Source organism: Methylobacterium sp. C33D (assembly GCF_053345825.1).
Genome location: NZ_JBKFAV010000013.1, coordinates 45,138 through 59,086 on the forward strand (window position 1 = coordinate 45,138; position 13,949 = coordinate 59,086).

11 protein-coding genes are annotated in these 13,949 nt (G+C 72.9%); 3 read left to right on the top strand and 8 right to left on the bottom strand.

The features are described 5' to 3' along the window. Window positions 1-51: 51 nt before the first annotated feature. Together ACLBXO_RS12360 and nudC are read left to right on the top strand one after the other, a co-directional pair. Window positions 52-471, top strand: coding sequence for an HIT family protein (locus ACLBXO_RS12360; RefSeq protein ID WP_331318422.1), 420 nt, complete (start codon window positions 52-54; stop codon window positions 469-471). Window positions 472-479: 8 nt separating this feature from the next. Next, window positions 480-1,382, top strand: a complete 903-nt coding sequence (nudC, locus tag ACLBXO_RS12365; protein WP_447685545.1) for an NAD(+) diphosphatase — start codon at window positions 480-482, stop codon at window positions 1,380-1,382. Between the two features lie 101 nt (window positions 1,383-1,483). On the opposite strand, the gene cysG is transcribed toward nudC, so the two are convergent. The 8 genes from cysG to ACLBXO_RS12405 all read right to left on the bottom strand — a co-directional run bounded on the left by cysG (window position 1,484) and on the right by ACLBXO_RS12405 (window position 13,037). Next, complete coding sequence (gene cysG / locus ACLBXO_RS12370; protein ID WP_447685546.1) at window positions 1,484-2,956, bottom strand: siroheme synthase CysG; 1,473 nt, start codon at window positions 2,954-2,956, stop codon at window positions 1,484-1,486. Window positions 2,957-3,164: 208 nt separating this feature from the next. Further along, window positions 3,165-5,861 (bottom strand): nitrate reductase, encoded by a 2,697-nt coding sequence (locus tag ACLBXO_RS12375; protein ID WP_447685547.1) that lies wholly within the window; start codon window positions 5,859-5,861, stop codon window positions 3,165-3,167. Window positions 5,862-5,946: 85 nt separating this feature from the next. Next, entirely contained in the window at window positions 5,947-7,551 is a 1,605-nt protein-coding gene (locus ACLBXO_RS12380) for a sulfite reductase subunit alpha (RefSeq protein ID WP_447685548.1), read from the bottom strand. Next, entirely contained in the window at window positions 7,548-9,365 is a 1,818-nt protein-coding gene (locus tag ACLBXO_RS12385) for a NirA family protein (protein ID WP_447685549.1), read from the bottom strand. Before ACLBXO_RS12385 ends, ACLBXO_RS12380 begins: the two co-directional genes overlap by 4 nt. A gap of 10 nt (window positions 9,366-9,375) precedes the next feature. Then, window positions 9,376-10,644 (bottom strand): NAD(P)/FAD-dependent oxidoreductase, encoded by a 1,269-nt coding sequence (locus tag ACLBXO_RS12390; RefSeq protein WP_447685550.1) that lies wholly within the window; start codon window positions 10,642-10,644, stop codon window positions 9,376-9,378. Window positions 10,645-11,147: 503 nt separating this feature from the next. Then, entirely contained in the window at window positions 11,148-11,324 is a 177-nt protein-coding gene (locus ACLBXO_RS12395) for a hypothetical protein (RefSeq protein ID WP_331318409.1), read from the bottom strand. A 130-nt stretch (window positions 11,325-11,454) separates the two neighbouring features. Then, window positions 11,455-12,453 (bottom strand): CmpA/NrtA family ABC transporter substrate-binding protein, encoded by a 999-nt coding sequence (locus ACLBXO_RS12400; protein ID WP_331318408.1) that lies wholly within the window; start codon window positions 12,451-12,453, stop codon window positions 11,455-11,457. Next, window positions 12,450-13,037, bottom strand: coding sequence for an ANTAR domain-containing response regulator (locus tag ACLBXO_RS12405; RefSeq protein ID WP_331318405.1), 588 nt, complete (start codon window positions 13,035-13,037; stop codon window positions 12,450-12,452). The genes ACLBXO_RS12400 and ACLBXO_RS12405 overlap by 4 nt, the downstream gene beginning before the upstream one ends. A 222-nt stretch (window positions 13,038-13,259) precedes the next feature. On the opposite strand from ACLBXO_RS12405, the gene ACLBXO_RS12410 reads away from it, so the two are divergent. Further along, entirely contained in the window at window positions 13,260-13,862 is a 603-nt protein-coding gene (locus ACLBXO_RS12410; RefSeq protein ID WP_447685551.1) for a hypothetical protein, read from the top strand. Window positions 13,863-13,949 lie beyond the last annotated feature (87 nt).

A 13,949-nucleotide genomic window follows, 5' to 3' on the forward strand; every position in this document is an offset into this window, starting at 1 on the left:
GGCGCAGCAAACCCGCGCGCGGACCCGGAAGCTGCGCTACACCGGTCGGCGATGACCGAGTCCACCTTCACCCTCGATCCGCGCCTCTCGGCCGACACCGCCGAAGTCGGCGACCTCGCCCTGTGCCGCGTGCTGCTCATGGACGATGCCCGGTTCCCGTGGCTGATCCTGGTGCCGCGCCGCGCCGACGTCGCCGAGATCACTGATCTCTCCGAGGCCGATGCCGCCGCGCTCTGGCAGGAGGTCCGCCTCGCCACGGGGGTGATGCAGGCCCTGTCCAAGCCCGACAAGGTGAACATCGGCGCCCTCGGCAACGTGGTCGCGCAGCTCCACGTCCACGTCGTCGGCCGGTTCCGGTCCGATCCCGCCTGGCCGGGGCCGGTCTGGGGGTTCGAGACGCGCAAGCCCTACCCGCTCCACGCCCGCGCCCAGCTCCTCGAGCGCGCCGGTGCCCTCTTCTCCGCGGCCTGAACCCTGGCATGACCGATCCCCGCGACACCCTCGGCTTCGTCCGCAACCGCCTCGACCGCCACTCGGCCGAGCAGCCCGATGAGGCGGTGCCCCCCTTCGACACGCCCGAGGCCCGCCTCGTGCTGATCTGCGGCGACCGGATCGTGCTGCGCGGGGAGACCGCGCTGATCGCCGTCGCGGAGGCGGCGGGCCTCGCGGGCGGGACGCGCGTCTTCCTCGGGCATCGGGACGGGCGGCCCGTCTTCGCCGCCGCCGCGCCGGCCGAGGCCGCGGAGCGCTTCGCCGGGGGGCCGACCCGCACCCTCGATCTCCGGTCGATCGCCACCGACTCCGCCGTGGAGGCCGAGGAGCTCGGCCTGCTCGCCGTGGCCAAGTCGATGCTCGACTGGCACGCCCGCCACGGCTTCTGCGCGAATTGCGGGACCGCCACCGTGGCCAAGGCCGGCGGCTTCCGGCGCGAATGCCCGAGCTGCAGCGCCCACCACTTCCCCCGGGTCGACCCCGTGGTGATCATGCTGGTGCGCCGGGGCGACACCTGCCTGCTCGGCCGCGGTCCGCATTTCCGGCCCCACATGTATTCCTGCCTCGCGGGGTTCCTGGAGCCCGGCGAGACGATCGAGGACGCGGTCCGACGCGAGGTGTTCGAGGAGACGCGGATCCGGGTGGGCGCCGTCACGTACCGGACCTCGCAGCCCTGGCCGTTCCCGTCGTCGCTGATGATGGGCTGCGCCGCCGAGGCGCTCGACGCGGCCATCGTCACCGATCCCAGCGAGCTGGAGGACGCTCGCTGGTTCAGCCGGGCCGACGTCGCCGCCATGCTGGCGGGCACGCATGCGGACGGGATCCTGGCCCCGCCGCCCATGGCGATCGCCCACTACCTGATGCGCGCGTTCGTGGCCGGCGAGACCTGACCCGGACCAGCCGGGCTCGGCGGCGCCCCGGCGAACGGCGTCGGCCCGGACGCGCCGGGGCCGCTGACCTGCCGTTCCCCGGCGCGCCCGCGGCAGCGACCTCAGACTGCCACGCGGGCCTGCTCGGCCTCGGCCGGAAGCGCGCCCCGCATCTCCGAGAAGGCCTCGCCCACCATCAGCAGCGCCGGACCGTCGAGGCCGGCCGCCTCGACCCGGTCGGCGAGGTCGGCGGCCGTGCCGCGTAGGGCCTGCTGGCCCGGGCGGGTGGCGTTGAACACCAGCAGCGCCGGCGTCGTGGGCGCCAGCCCCTCCGCCACGGCGCGCGCCAGCAGCGCCCGCAGGGTGCGCTTGGGCATGTAGACGACCGTGGTGACGCTCGGATCGGCGAGCGCACCCCAGTTCAGGTCGTCCGGCAGGGCCCCGCGGCGGTCGTGGCCGGTGACGAACTGCAGGCGGCGCGCGGCGTCGCGATGGGTCAGGGACAGGCCGAGGGACGCCGCCGCCCCCTGGGCGGCCGAGACGCCCGGGACCACGGTCACCGGGATGCCGGCGGCCCGGCAGGCCTCGATCTCCTCGCCGGCGCGGCCGAAGACCAGCGGGTCGCCGGATTTCAGCCGCACCACCTGCTTGCCGGAGCGGGCGAGCTGGACCATCAGCGCGTTGATGTCGTCCTGCCGGCAGGACGGGCCGTGGCCGGTCTTGCCGACCAGCATGGTACGGGCCTCGCGGCGAGCGTAGTCGAGGATCTCGGGTGCGACGAGGTCGTCGTAGAGGATGACGTCGGCGTTGCGCAAAGCCCGCAGCGCCTTGAGCGTGAGGAGCTCCGCGTCGCCGGGGCCGGCCCCGACCAGCGTCACGGCACCGCCCTTCGGGGCGCTCTCGGTCTCGCCGAGCAGCTCGGCGAGGTCCCGGTCCGACGGCGCGCGGTCGGGCTCCGCGAAGGCCCGGTCGGTGAAGCGCTCCCAGAAGGCCCGGCGGTCGGCGAACCCGTGGAAGCGCGCGGTGACGCCGTCCCGCCAGTCGCGGGCCGCGGCCATCCAGCGGGCGAACCCCCGGGGCAGCATCGCCTCGATCCGGGCGCGCACGGTCTGGCCGAAGACCGGGGCGGCGCCCTCCGTGGAGATGCCGACCACGAGCGGCGAGCGGTTGACGATGGCGCCGAATTTGACGTCGCAGAGGTGCGGCCGGTCGACCGCGTTGACGATGGCGCCGGCGCCGCGGGCCGCCGCCACGAAGGCGACGCACTCGGTCTCGTCCTCCATCGCGCCGATGCAGAAGGCCGCGCCCCAGAGGTCGTCCGGGCTCCAGGCGCGTTCGTGCAGGACCACCTGCCCGTCGACGATCTCGCCCGGCACGGCGCGTAATTCCTCGCCGGGCTCGGGGGCGTAGACGTCGACATGGGCCCCGGCCGCCGCGAGGAGCTTCACCTTCCAGGGGGCGCCTCCGGAGGAGCCGGCCAGCACCACCCGCTTGCCGCGCAGGGGCACGAAGACGGGCAGCACCGCCAGCGGCTCCAGGCCGGCCGCCTTGGTCTCGCGGGGCGCGCGGGCGGCGCGCAGGGGGGTATCGGTCACGGGTCTGTCCTGAATCGTCCTGATCCGGCCGATCCCGTCTGCCCCTTCATCCCGAGGTGCCGGAGCGTAGCGGAGGCCTCGAAGGAGGGCTCCAGTCGGCCGCGCGATCCCTGGAGCCCGCCTCCGAGGCCCGCTCGCGCGGGTCCCTCGGGATGAGGTGATCTGACGGGAGACGCCGATCGATCCTCGCCGAGAGTGTATCAGATAATCACGCGGCGCGGGCGGTCTGCCCGGCCAGCATCTTGCGGATCTCCGGTATGCAGGAGCCGCAATTCGTCCCGGCCTTGCAGGCGGCGCCCACCGCCTCCACGGAGCCGGCGCCCCCCGCGATGGTCGTGGCGATGACGTCGGCGCCGACGCCGTGGCAGGCGCAGACGACCGGCCCCGCCGAGGCGGTCGCCGCGCGGCCCGAGAGCAGGGCCCGCCGCTCGGCGGCGTCGGGCGTCTCGGTGGCGAACAGGGCCTTGGCGGACTCCCAGTCCGGCCGTTCCCCGGCGGGCGCGTAGGCGAGGCAGGCGACGAGGCGGTCGCCGTCGTAGACCGCGCAGCGATAGCGGTCTCGGGCATGGTCGGCGTATTCCGCCAGCTCGCAGCCCGACAGTGCGTCGCTCTGGATCAGCCCGCGCACCATCAGCGCCACCGCCCGGGAGCTGTCGGCGGTAGCGAATTGCGCACCCCAGCCGCCGGTGATCGCGGCCCGCGCCCACCACCAGCCCTCGGGCATCGGCACCTGCCGGCGCGTCAGCAGGAAGCCGCGGGCGCGGTAGCCGACGGGCGCGATCGCCGCGGGCGTCGCCTTGAGTTCGGGCTGACCCGAGACCGGGTCGGTCATGCCCCGCACCAGCGCGCCGACCCGGGCCTGCGACGCGAAGGCGCCGCCCCAGTGCATCGGCATGAACAGGCTGCCCGGCACCACCGTATCGGTGATCGTCACCTCCAGCTCGGCCGCGCCGTGCGCGGTCGTCAGCCGGGCGATGTCGCCCTCCGCGAGGCCGTGAGCCGCGGCGTCCTCCGGGTGGACCTCGACGAATGGGACGGCCCGGTGCGCCGACAGGCGCTGGCTCTTCCCGGTGCGCGTCATCGTGTGCCAGTGATCGCGGACGCGGCCGGTGTTGAGCATGAGCGGGAACGCCGTCGAGGCCGCGAGCGCGAGGGCCGGGGGCTGCACGGCCACGAAGCGGGCGCGGCGGTCGAAGGTGTAGAACCGGCCGTCGCCGAACAGCCGCGCCTTGCCCTGCGGGGCGCCCCGGAAGCCGGAGCGCTTCGGGATCGGCCACTGCACCGGCAGGGTCACGTCGTAGGCGGCGTCGCTGATGTCCGCGAGCGCGCCGAGGTCGAAGTCGCGGGTGCCGTTGTTCTCGTAGGCCGAGAGTCCGGCGTGCTCGCGGAAGATCGCCGCGGCGGAGTCGAACGCGAAGGCCCGGCCGTGGCCGAGGCGGCGGCCGACCTCCGCCAGCGCCGCCCAGTCCGGACGGGCCTCGCCGGGGCTCGCGAGGAACCGGCGCTGGCGCGAGATCCGCCGCTCGGAATTGGTGACGGTGCCGTCCTTCTCGCCCCACGCCTGCGCCGGGAGGAGCACGGTGGTCTTGCCGCATCCCCGGGCCGTGTCGGAATCCGCCACCGCCTCGGACACCACGTAGAGGTCGAGGCCGGCGATCGCGTCGCGGATCGCGTCGGCCCGCGGCATCGAGACCAGCGGGTTGGTCCCCATCACCCAGAGGGCCTTGATCTTGCCCCGGCTGACCGCCTCGAACAGCGCCACCGCCTTCATGCCCTCGCCGGAGATGATCCGCGGGGCGCCCCAGTAGCGGCGCACCCGGTCCACCTCCTCCGGAGTGAAGTGCATGTGGGCGGCCAGCATGTTGGCGAGCCCCCCGACCTCGCGCCCGCCCATGGCGTTCGGCTGGCCGGTCAACGAGAACGGCCCCATCCCGGTCTCGCCGATGCGGCCGGTGATGAGGTGGCAGTTGATGATGCTGTTGCCCTTGTCGGTGCCCTGCGCCGACTGGTTCACACCCTGCGAGAAGGCCGTGACCACCCGGCGGGTACCGGCGAACAGGGCATAGAAGGCCGCGATGTCGGCCTCCGGCACGCCGGTGACGGCGGCGACCGCCGCGAGATCCGGCGCGATCTGGCGGGCGCGCTCCAGGGCGCCGTCGAGGCCTGCCGTATGGTGATCGATGAACGCGCGGTCGCGGAACCCGTTGTAGGACAGGTAGACCAGAAGGCCCGAGAACAGGGCGGTGTCGGTGCCCGGCTGGAGGCCGAGGAACAGGTCGCATTCCTGCGCGGTCTGGGTCCGGCGAGGGTCGATGACCACGAACTTGGTGCCGCGGCGCTCCTTGGCGTCGGCCATGCGGCGGAACAGGACCGGGTGGCACCACGCGGTGTTGGAGCCGACCAGCACGATCAGGTCGGCCTCGTCGAGATCCTCGTAGCAGCCCGGAACCGTGTCGGAGCCGAAGGCCCGCCGGTGGGCCGCCACCGCGCTCGACATGCACAGCCGCGAGTTGGTGTCCACGTGCGGCGTGCCGATGAAGCCCTTCGCGAGCTTGTTGGCGACGTAGTAATCCTCGGTCAGGAGCTGGCCCGACAGGTAGAAGGCGATCGCGTCCGGCCCGTGCTCGTCCGCCACCGCGCGGAGCTTCTCCGTCACCGTGTCGAGGGCCGCGTCCCAAGAGACCTGCGCGCCGTCGACCTGCGGGTGGAGCAGGCGGCTCTCCAGCGACAGGGTCTCGCCCAGAGCCGAGCCCTTCGAGCACAGGCGGCCGAAATTGGCCGGGTGCTCGGTATCGCCCGCGATCGCCGCACCGCCCTGCCCGTCCGGCGTCGCGAGCACGCCGCACCCGACCCCGCAATAGGGGCAGGTGGTCCGCACCGTCTCCGCCGCCGCTGGCTGGGTCATGGCTCGCGTCCTCGATGGGTCGTCCTGGGGGGAGCAAGCCCCGCGCCGCGTCCCCCCTCCCCGCGCGGGAGAGGGTGATCGGTGCTCAGTACACGTCGGCCTGATACCGCCCGGCCTTCTTGAGCGCCGCGAGGTAGGCCACTGCGTCCTCCGGGCTCTTGCCGCCGAACTGCGCCGCCACGTCGATGATCGCCCGCTCGACGTCCTTGGCCATGCGCTTGGCGTCGCCGCAGACGTAGAAATGCGCGCCGCCCTCGAGCCACTTCCACAGCTCGGCGCCGTTCTCGCGCATCCGGTCCTGGACGTAGGTCTTCTCGCTGCCGTCGCGCGACCAGGCCAGGGACAGGCGGGTGAGCACCTTGTCGTCCTTCAGCCTGGTCAGCTCGTCCTTGTAGAAGAAGTCGCTGGCCTGCCGCTGGTGACCGTAGAACAGCCAGTTGCGGCCCGGTGCCTGCGTGGCGGCACGCTCGCGCAGGAACGCCCGGAACGGCGCGATGCCGGTGCCGGGGCCGCACATGATCACGTCCTTCGACAGGTCGGCCGGCAGCCCGAAGCCGTGCGCCTTCTGGAGGTAGACCTTCACCCGGGTCTGCTCGGGCAGGCGCTCGCCCAGGTGGGTCGAGGCCACGCCGAGGCGCAGCCGCGAGCGGTGGTTGTAGCGCACCGCGTCCACGGTCAGCGACACGCGACCGACATCCATCTTCGGCGAGGACGAGATCGAGTAGAGCCGCGGCTGGAGCTCGTCCAGGGCCTCGAGGAAGACCTCGGCGTCGGGCCGCGCGCCCGGGAACTTGTGGAGCGCGCCGAGCACGTCGAGATAGGCGGCGTCGCCGTCCGGATCCTCGCCGGAGGCGAGCGCCTGCGCCTTCTTGCGCGCCGCTCCGGAGGTGAGCAGCGACAGGAGCTGGTAGAGGTTGTCGGGCGCCGCGCCCAAGGCGTAGTTGATCAGCAGGTGCTCTCGCAGGGTCTTCTCCCCGATCACGCGCTCGGGGCGGGCGCCGAGTTCCGCGATCACCGCGTCCACCAGCGCCGGGGCGTTGGCGGGGAACAGGCCGAGGGAGTCGCCGACCTCGTACTGGATCGGCGTGCCGTCCAGCCCGATCTCGATGTGCCACGTCTCCTTCTCGCCGCCCGGATCGTTGAGACGGCGGCGGGACAGGAACAGCGCCTCGACCGGGTTCTCGCGGCAATAGCCGAGCGGGCCGAGATCGGCCGCGCCCTTCGGGGCGTCGTCGTCCGCCTTCGGCGCGGCGGGGGCGCCGCCGGCGGCGCCGAACTCCTCGTCGAGCTTCTTGAGCATGCGCAGGGTCTCTTTGCCGCCGGGCTGGCAAAGGTTCAGGCGCGCCTCGTTCTTCAGGAAGATCGCGTTGGCGTAGTCGGCGCAGTTGTAGCCGCACTGGCCGCAATCCTGCTGGGCCATGGCGGCCATCAGCTTCTGCGGCTCGGGCCGATCCTTGGCCATCTCCATCCGGTCGGCGATCGGTACGGACGGGTCGTGCCAGGGCGCGTCGTCGTTGTCGGCGAGCTTCGGACCCGCCGCCGGGCCCTCGCCGGGCGCGAGCACCGTCGCGCCCGCGATGGCGGGGCCGAGCAGGGCGGCGAAGTAACCCGAGAGCCAGGCGCGCTGGTCCTCGTTGAAGGGCGCGGTCTCGGGGATCAGGACGAGGGGGGGCGAGACGTGCTGGGTCATGCGGCGGCCTTCAGGGCGGGCTGGTCCTCGGCGGCGTCGCGGAGCGCCTCCGCGCCGGTGCGGCTGGTGAAGGCCTGGAAGCTCTCCTCCGGGCCTTGCCGAAGGGCGAGGTAGGCGCGCAGCAGCGCCTCGACGCGGGCGGGCGCGTCCTCGGCCTTCACGGCCTTCCAGATCTCGGTGCCGATCTTCGGGTTCTCGGCGAAGCCGCCGCCGACCACGATGTCGTAGCCCTCGACGGTGTCACCCTCCTCGGAGACCACGACCTTGGCGCCGATCAGCCCGACATCGCCGATGTAGTGCTGGGCGCAGCTGTGGTGGCAGCCGGTGAGGTGGACGTTCACCGGCACGTCGAGGTTCGGCAGCGCCTGCTCGATGTGGTCGGCGATGATCAGGGCGTGGCCCTTGGTGTCGGAGGCCGCGAACTTGCAGCCCTTCGCGCCCGTGCAGGCCACGAGGCCGGAGCGGATGCCGGCCGCCTTGGTGGTGAGTCCGAGATCGAGCACCCGCTGCTCGACCTCGGCGACCTTCGCGTCCGGCACGCCCGAGACGATGAAGTTCTGCCAGACGGTGAGGCGGATCTGGCCGTCGCCGCACTCGGCCGCGATCTTGGCCAGCGCCCGGACCTGATCGCTGGTCATCTTGCCGACCGGAAGGACGACGCCGATCCAGTTGAGGCCGGGCTGCTTCTGGGCGTGCACGCCGACATGGGCGAAGCGGTCGGTGGCCTTGCGCGGCGCCACGTGCTCGGGCGCGACCCGGTCGAGCTTGCGGCCGAGCTTGTCCTCGACGGCGGCGAGGTACTTGTCGAAGCCCCAGGCGTCGAGGACGTACTTCATCCGGCTCTTGTTGCGGTTCGTCCGGTCGCCGTTCTCGATGAACACCCGGATGATCGTGTCGGCGACCGCGTTGCAATCCGCGGGCTTCAGGACGATGCCGGTGTCGCGGGCGAGGTCCCGGTGGCCCGAGATGCCGCCGAGCACGAGGCGCATGTAGATCCCGGGAGGCACCGAAGCGCCCTCCAGCACCTCCACCGCCTGGAAGCCGATGTCGTTGGTCTCCTCCAGGGTCGGCATCACGCCGCTGCCGTCGAAGGCCACGTTGAACTTGCGCGGCAGGCCGTAGAGCGAGCGGTCGTTCAGGATCCAGTTGTGCCAGGACTTGGCGAGCGGGCGCGTGTCCAGAAGCTCCTGCGCGTCGATGCCGGCGGTCGACGATCCGGTGACGTTGCGGATGTTGTCGGCGCCCGCCCCCCGGGCCGTGAGGCCGATATCGGTCAGCCCGTCGAGGAAGGGCTGGGCGTGCTCGGGACCGATCTCCCGCACCTGCAGGTTCGCCCGCGTGGTCACGTGCACGTAGCCGCCGCCGTGCGCGTCGGCGAGGTCGGCGACGCCGGCGAACTGCCAGTGGTGCAGGATCCCGTTCGGGATCCGCAGCCGGCACATGTACGAGACCTGGTTCGGCGCGACCCAGAACATCCCGTGGTACCGCCAGCGGAAATTGTCCTCGGGCTTCGGCTGCTTGCCGGCGGCGGCCTCCTGGATGAGGCGGTTGTGGCCGTCGAACGGGTTCTCGGCGCGCTTCCACTTCTCCTGGTCGCAGAGCTTGCCGCCGTCCTTCACGGTCCGGTCCTGCGCCTTGATGTGGATCGCGTCCGGGCCCGTGGGCTCGGCCGGCGGCGCGGCCGCGCCCGCTCCGCCCGCGGCGAGGCCGCCGGTCAGGCGGACGGCGGCGATGCCGGAGGCGAAGCCCTCGAGGTAGCGCTTCTGCTCGGCCTCGAACGCGCCCGCGGCGGTCTGGGTGGTGGTCTCGGACATCCGCGCCTCCTCAAGCAGCCAGGGGCTCGGGCGCGGGGCGCCCGAACATCAAGTCGTCCACGTTCTCGATCGGTTCGCCGGAGCGGATCAGCCCCTTGCAGGCGCCCTGCTCGGCGATGTCGCCGACGAACACCGCGCCGATCAGCCGGCCGCCGCGCACCAGCAGCTTGCGGTAGAGGCCGGCGCCGGGGTCGGAGAGCACGATCGCCTCCGCGTCGTCGGGCGTGTCCACGATCCCGGCCGAGAAGACCGGCAGGCCCGACACCTTCAGGCTCGTGGACAGGGCCGTGCCCCGGTACTCGGCCGGCTCGCCCGAGAGGTGGCGGGCGAGCGTGTCGGCGTGCTCGTAGGCAGGCTCGACCAGGCCGTAGATCTGGCCGCGGTGCTCGGCGCACTCGCCCAGCGCGAAGATGCGCGGGTCCGAGGTGGTCATCCGGTCGTCGACCGTGATGCCCCGGCCGGTCGCCAGCCCGGCTTCCTGCGCCAGCGCCACCGAGGGGCGCACGCCCACCGACATCACCACGAGGTCGGCCGGTAAGACGGTACCATCCGCCAGGACGAGGCGCTCGACGCGGCCGTCGCCCTCGACTCGCGCGGTATCGGCCTGGAGCATCACCCGCACGCCGCGGGACTCCATGGCGCGCTTCACCAGCCCGGCGGCGTGGTGATCGAGCTGGCGCTCCATCAGACGGTCCATGACGTGGAGCAGCGTGGTCTCGACCCCGAGCCGCGCGAGCCCGACCGCCGCCTCGAGGCCCAGGAGGCCGCCGCCGATGACGATGGCCCGGGCGTGCCGGACGGCCGCCGCGCGGATGGCCGCCACGTCGGCGAGGTCGCGGAACGTGATGACGCCCGGGAGGTCCATGCCGGGCTTCGGCAGGCGGATCGGCAGGGAGCCGACCGCGAGGACCAGCCTGTCGAAGGGCAGGACGTGGGTCTCGCCCACGATGACGAGCCCGTTCTCCCGGTCGATCCGCGTCGCCGGCGCGCCGGTGATCAGGCGGATCCCGTGATCCGCGTACCAGTCGAGGCCGCGGAAGGCGCAGGCCGCCTCGTCGACCTCGCCGCCGAGCAGCGAGGAGAGCAGGACCCGGTTGTAGGCGGCCGTGGGCTCGGCCCCGATGCAGGTGATGTCGTAGCGGCCGGGTGCGGCCTCGGTCAGCCGCTCCAGGAAGCGCAGCGAGGCCATGCCGTTGCCGACGACGACCAGCCGCTCGCGCGGCGGACCGTTCCCGGCGCGCGCGTCGTGTCCGCGTGTGTCCTGAGGGGATATCGCCATCGCTCGATCGCGTCTGGAACCTCGATTGCAGGATCGTTGGCGGACCGCCCACGAAAAAGCCGCTGCCGGTCATCTCCCGGCAGGCTTCAGCCTCAGGGAGAACCGGATCAGCGGCCTCGCTGACGGCGCTGTCCGTCGCCGTTGACGGACGCAGGAAGGATTGCAGGTTCCGTGCCAGACGCTGCATGGCCCGCGAGAGTCGCGCGGATCCTCAGGACTGAGAGCCGGTGCTGGGTACGGCGGAGGCTCGAAGCGACGGCTTCGGCGCTGCACAAAAACTGTGCGACCCGTCGCGAAAGCGATCACGGGCCGGTCGGTCCCTCGGGAGACGAGGCTCGCATGTCGGGCGATGTCAGAGTGAGGCGCACCGCCGGGACACCGATCACGAGGCGGCGCCCGACATGTCGAGCTGCCGGGTCACGCTCTCGGGTCGCGCGAGTGGGCGCCAACGACCCGCGGCCGCCCGGAACGCAGGCCCCGCCCGATATCGACGGGGCGATTCGCTAAAGCAGCGTCGACAGCATCGCCAGGAGACCCAGCGTCGGCATCGCGCCCGCGGCCAGGACCCAGTACCAGGCGTGGTGCGTGCCCGCCCGACGATTGTCGTTGCAGGCGCGGGGCACCCGGCCACCCCGGGTGACGTAGCGTCGAAGCTCGACCCGCCCGCGCGGATGCGGCATCAACGATCCAGTTTCGAGCTTGCGGCATCCAGGCATGGCGGAAGCACAACGGGCGAGCCTGCCCGACGTTCCGCCGCCGTTCGCGACGATTCCGCGGGCCGGTGACGAACGGCCCGCAGTGTCGTCACCGTCAGGAATCGGCGATCGCCGCGCGGTACAGATCCGGCCTGTAGACTGTCGCGATCGCCGCCGCGATATCGAACTGCGCGGGGATCTGCTGCGTCGCCCGCATCTGCTCCAGCAGCCACCGGGCCTGCGCCGCGCGGGGCTCCTCGACCGGAGCGCCGAAGCGGATGCGCGGGCCCGGCTCGGTGGGCGCGTCCGGATCGCCGAAGACCCGCCCGACCAGGGCGGGATCGAGGTCGAGATAGGCCCGGCGGGCGAGGCGATGGATCAGTTCGGTCCGGTTCTCCGGCTCGGCGCACCAGCGCCCGGCCCGGGCGACCGCCCGCACCAGCGGCAGGATCGCGTCGTCGAGCCGCGCGGAGACGGCCAGCACCTTCTCGGTCGCGTTCGGCGCGAGGGCGCTGCCGTGCACCGCGATCCGCCCGTGGCCGGTCGCGGCCGCCACGTCGTTCCAGGGCGCACCGGCACAGAACCCGTCCACCAGGCCGCGGCCGAGGGCCTCCACGCAATGCTGCGGCGGGACCACGACCGTGCGGAACGCCGCCGCGTCGAGGCCGCCGGCCTCGGCGAACAGCCGCACTTGGTAGCTGTGGCACGAGAAGGGGTGCACCGTTCCGAGGGTCAGGGGGCTTCCGGCACGGTGGCGGGCCTCCGCCACGCCCGCGAAGGCCCGGGCGACGTCCGCCAACGCCTCGCTGTCCGTGTCCATCGCCGCCCAGAGGGTGCGGGACAACGTGACGGCGTTGCCGTCGGTGCTGAGCTGGAGCGGCACGATCAGGTCGGAGGGCGGCCCCGACAGGGCGAGCCGGCTCGCCAGCGCCAGCGGCGCCAGCATGTGCGCGCCGTCGAGATGGCCGAGCGCCAGCCGGTCGCGGAGCGTCGCCCAGGAGGGCTCGGCGGTGAGGTCGAGGTCGAGCCCCTCGGCCCGGGCAAAGCCGAGCTCGTGGGCCGCGATCAGGGGCGCCGCGTCGCAGAGCGGAACGTATCCGAGCTGGAGCCTCATCCGAGCAGGTCCGCGGTGGTGACGATCGCCCGGGCGATGTCGGCGATCTTGCGCTTCTCGTTCATGGCCTTGCGGCGCAGCTGCTTGTACGCCTCGTCCTCGGAGAGGCCCTTCATGGTCATCAGGATGCCCTTCGCCCGCTCGATCAGCTTGCGATCGGCGAGTTCGCCCCGCGCCTCCGTGAGCTCGCGCTGGAGGCGCGCGAAGGCGTTGAAGCGCAGGATCGCGATGTCGAGGATCGACTTGATCCGCTCCGCCCGCAGCCCGTCGACCACGTAGGCGGAGATTCCGGCATCGACGGCGGCCTGCATCATGGTCGAGTCCGAGCGGTCGACGAACATCGCCACCGGCCGCTCGACCTGGCGGGTGACACCCGACATCTGCTCGAGGATGTCCCGGCTCGGGCTCTCCAGGTGGATCACCACGACGTCGGGCTTGAGCGCGGCGACGCGCTCCATCAGGTCGGCGGTGTCGGGAATCACGACCACGCGCCCGATCCCGGCGGCGCGCAGGCCCTCCTCCAGGATGGCCGCGCGGGCGCGGCTCGGGTCGATCACGGCGACGGTGAGATTGGTTTCGGTCATCTCGGCCCGGTACGGGGCGGGTCTTCTTCTGGGGGCCGGCCCGGCTCGGACCGTCGTGAGCGAAGCAAGGCCCGTGCCCGTGGCGGGCCGGCCGGCGGACATGTCCGCGGGATCCCATGCCGCGTCATCAGTAACCGCCGCGCAAACAAACGGTCCAGCTTCCGCCGCAATGCTGGCCGCACATGGCAGGTCTCGAGGCGGTCACGGAGATCGGTGATTCGGATGCGCAGGCCAGATCAGCCCGCCCTCACGGACGCCGCCCACGGCCGCGTGTCCATGCCCTTCCTGCCGACGCTGGCCGTCGTGACGGTCCTGGGCGTGGCCTCGCTCTACTGCCCGACTTCAGAGCCGGTTCGGCCCGGCGCCCGGGCCGAGGCGGGCGCGACCGCTGCCCCCGGGCCCACGGATTTCGCGCCGGTCGCCGCCGTCTCCGCGGTGGGCCGCCCGCCGGCCGTGATCGCGTTCTCCGAGCTCTACCCGCTCGAAGCCGCCGTCACGCGGACGGGGTCCCTTCCCGCCCGTCCGGCCGTGGCCGCCCGCGCGACGTCGCACGTCGCGGCCGCGGGCCGGCGCGCCTGCCCGGGCCGGCGCTGCCCCGAGGCGCCGCGCGGCAACCCCGATCCCATGGCGCCCGCGCGCGTCGAGGCCGCCGAGCAGGCCGAGGACGCGCTGCTCCCGTCCCAGGCCCTCCCCTTCGCGGCCTCTGTAATTCAGTCCCTGGTCCCGGCCGCGCAGGCGGTCGGCGATGCGGCGAATCTCGTGCGCAGCGGTGCGAAGGCGGTCCAGGGCACGGTGGCTCTGGCCGTGGCCGACTGCCTGCGCTGAGCGCGTCCGCCCGCGGACGCTCAAGCCTCTGGATCTCGTGAGCGGACGTCCTAGGTGCGTCGCAGCGGACGGTCCGGACTGCCGGCC

Bases quoted from the DNA above. Each gene is read 5' to 3' on its own strand.
- ACLBXO_RS12360 (WP_331318422.1), top strand. From the start codon at position 52: ATGACCGAGTCCACCTTCACCCTCGATCCGCGCCTCTCGGCCGACACC.
- nudC (WP_447685545.1), top strand. From the start codon at position 480: ATGACCGATCCCCGCGACACCCTCGGCTTCGTCCGCAACCGCCTCGAC.
- ACLBXO_RS12375 (WP_447685547.1), bottom strand. From the start codon at position 5,861: ATGACCCAGCCAGCGGCGGCGGAGACGGTGCGGACCACCTGCCCCTAT.
- ACLBXO_RS12380 (WP_447685548.1), bottom strand. From the start codon at position 7,551: ATGACCCAGCACGTCTCGCCCCCCCTCGTCCTGATCCCCGAGACCGCG.
- ACLBXO_RS12385 (WP_447685549.1), bottom strand. From the start codon at position 9,365: ATGTCCGAGACCACCACCCAGACCGCCGCGGGCGCGTTCGAGGCCGAG.
- ACLBXO_RS12390 (WP_447685550.1), bottom strand. From the start codon at position 10,644: ATGGCGATATCCCCTCAGGACACACGCGGACACGACGCGCGCGCCGGG.
- ACLBXO_RS12395 (WP_331318409.1), bottom strand. From the start codon at position 11,324: ATGCCGCATCCGCGCGGGCGGGTCGAGCTTCGACGCTACGTCACCCGG.
- ACLBXO_RS12400 (WP_331318408.1), bottom strand. From the start codon at position 12,453: ATGAGGCTCCAGCTCGGATACGTTCCGCTCTGCGACGCGGCGCCCCTG.
- ACLBXO_RS12405 (WP_331318405.1), bottom strand. From the start codon at position 13,037: ATGACCGAAACCAATCTCACCGTCGCCGTGATCGACCCGAGCCGCGCC.
- ACLBXO_RS12410 (WP_447685551.1), top strand. From the start codon at position 13,260: ATGCGCAGGCCAGATCAGCCCGCCCTCACGGACGCCGCCCACGGCCGC.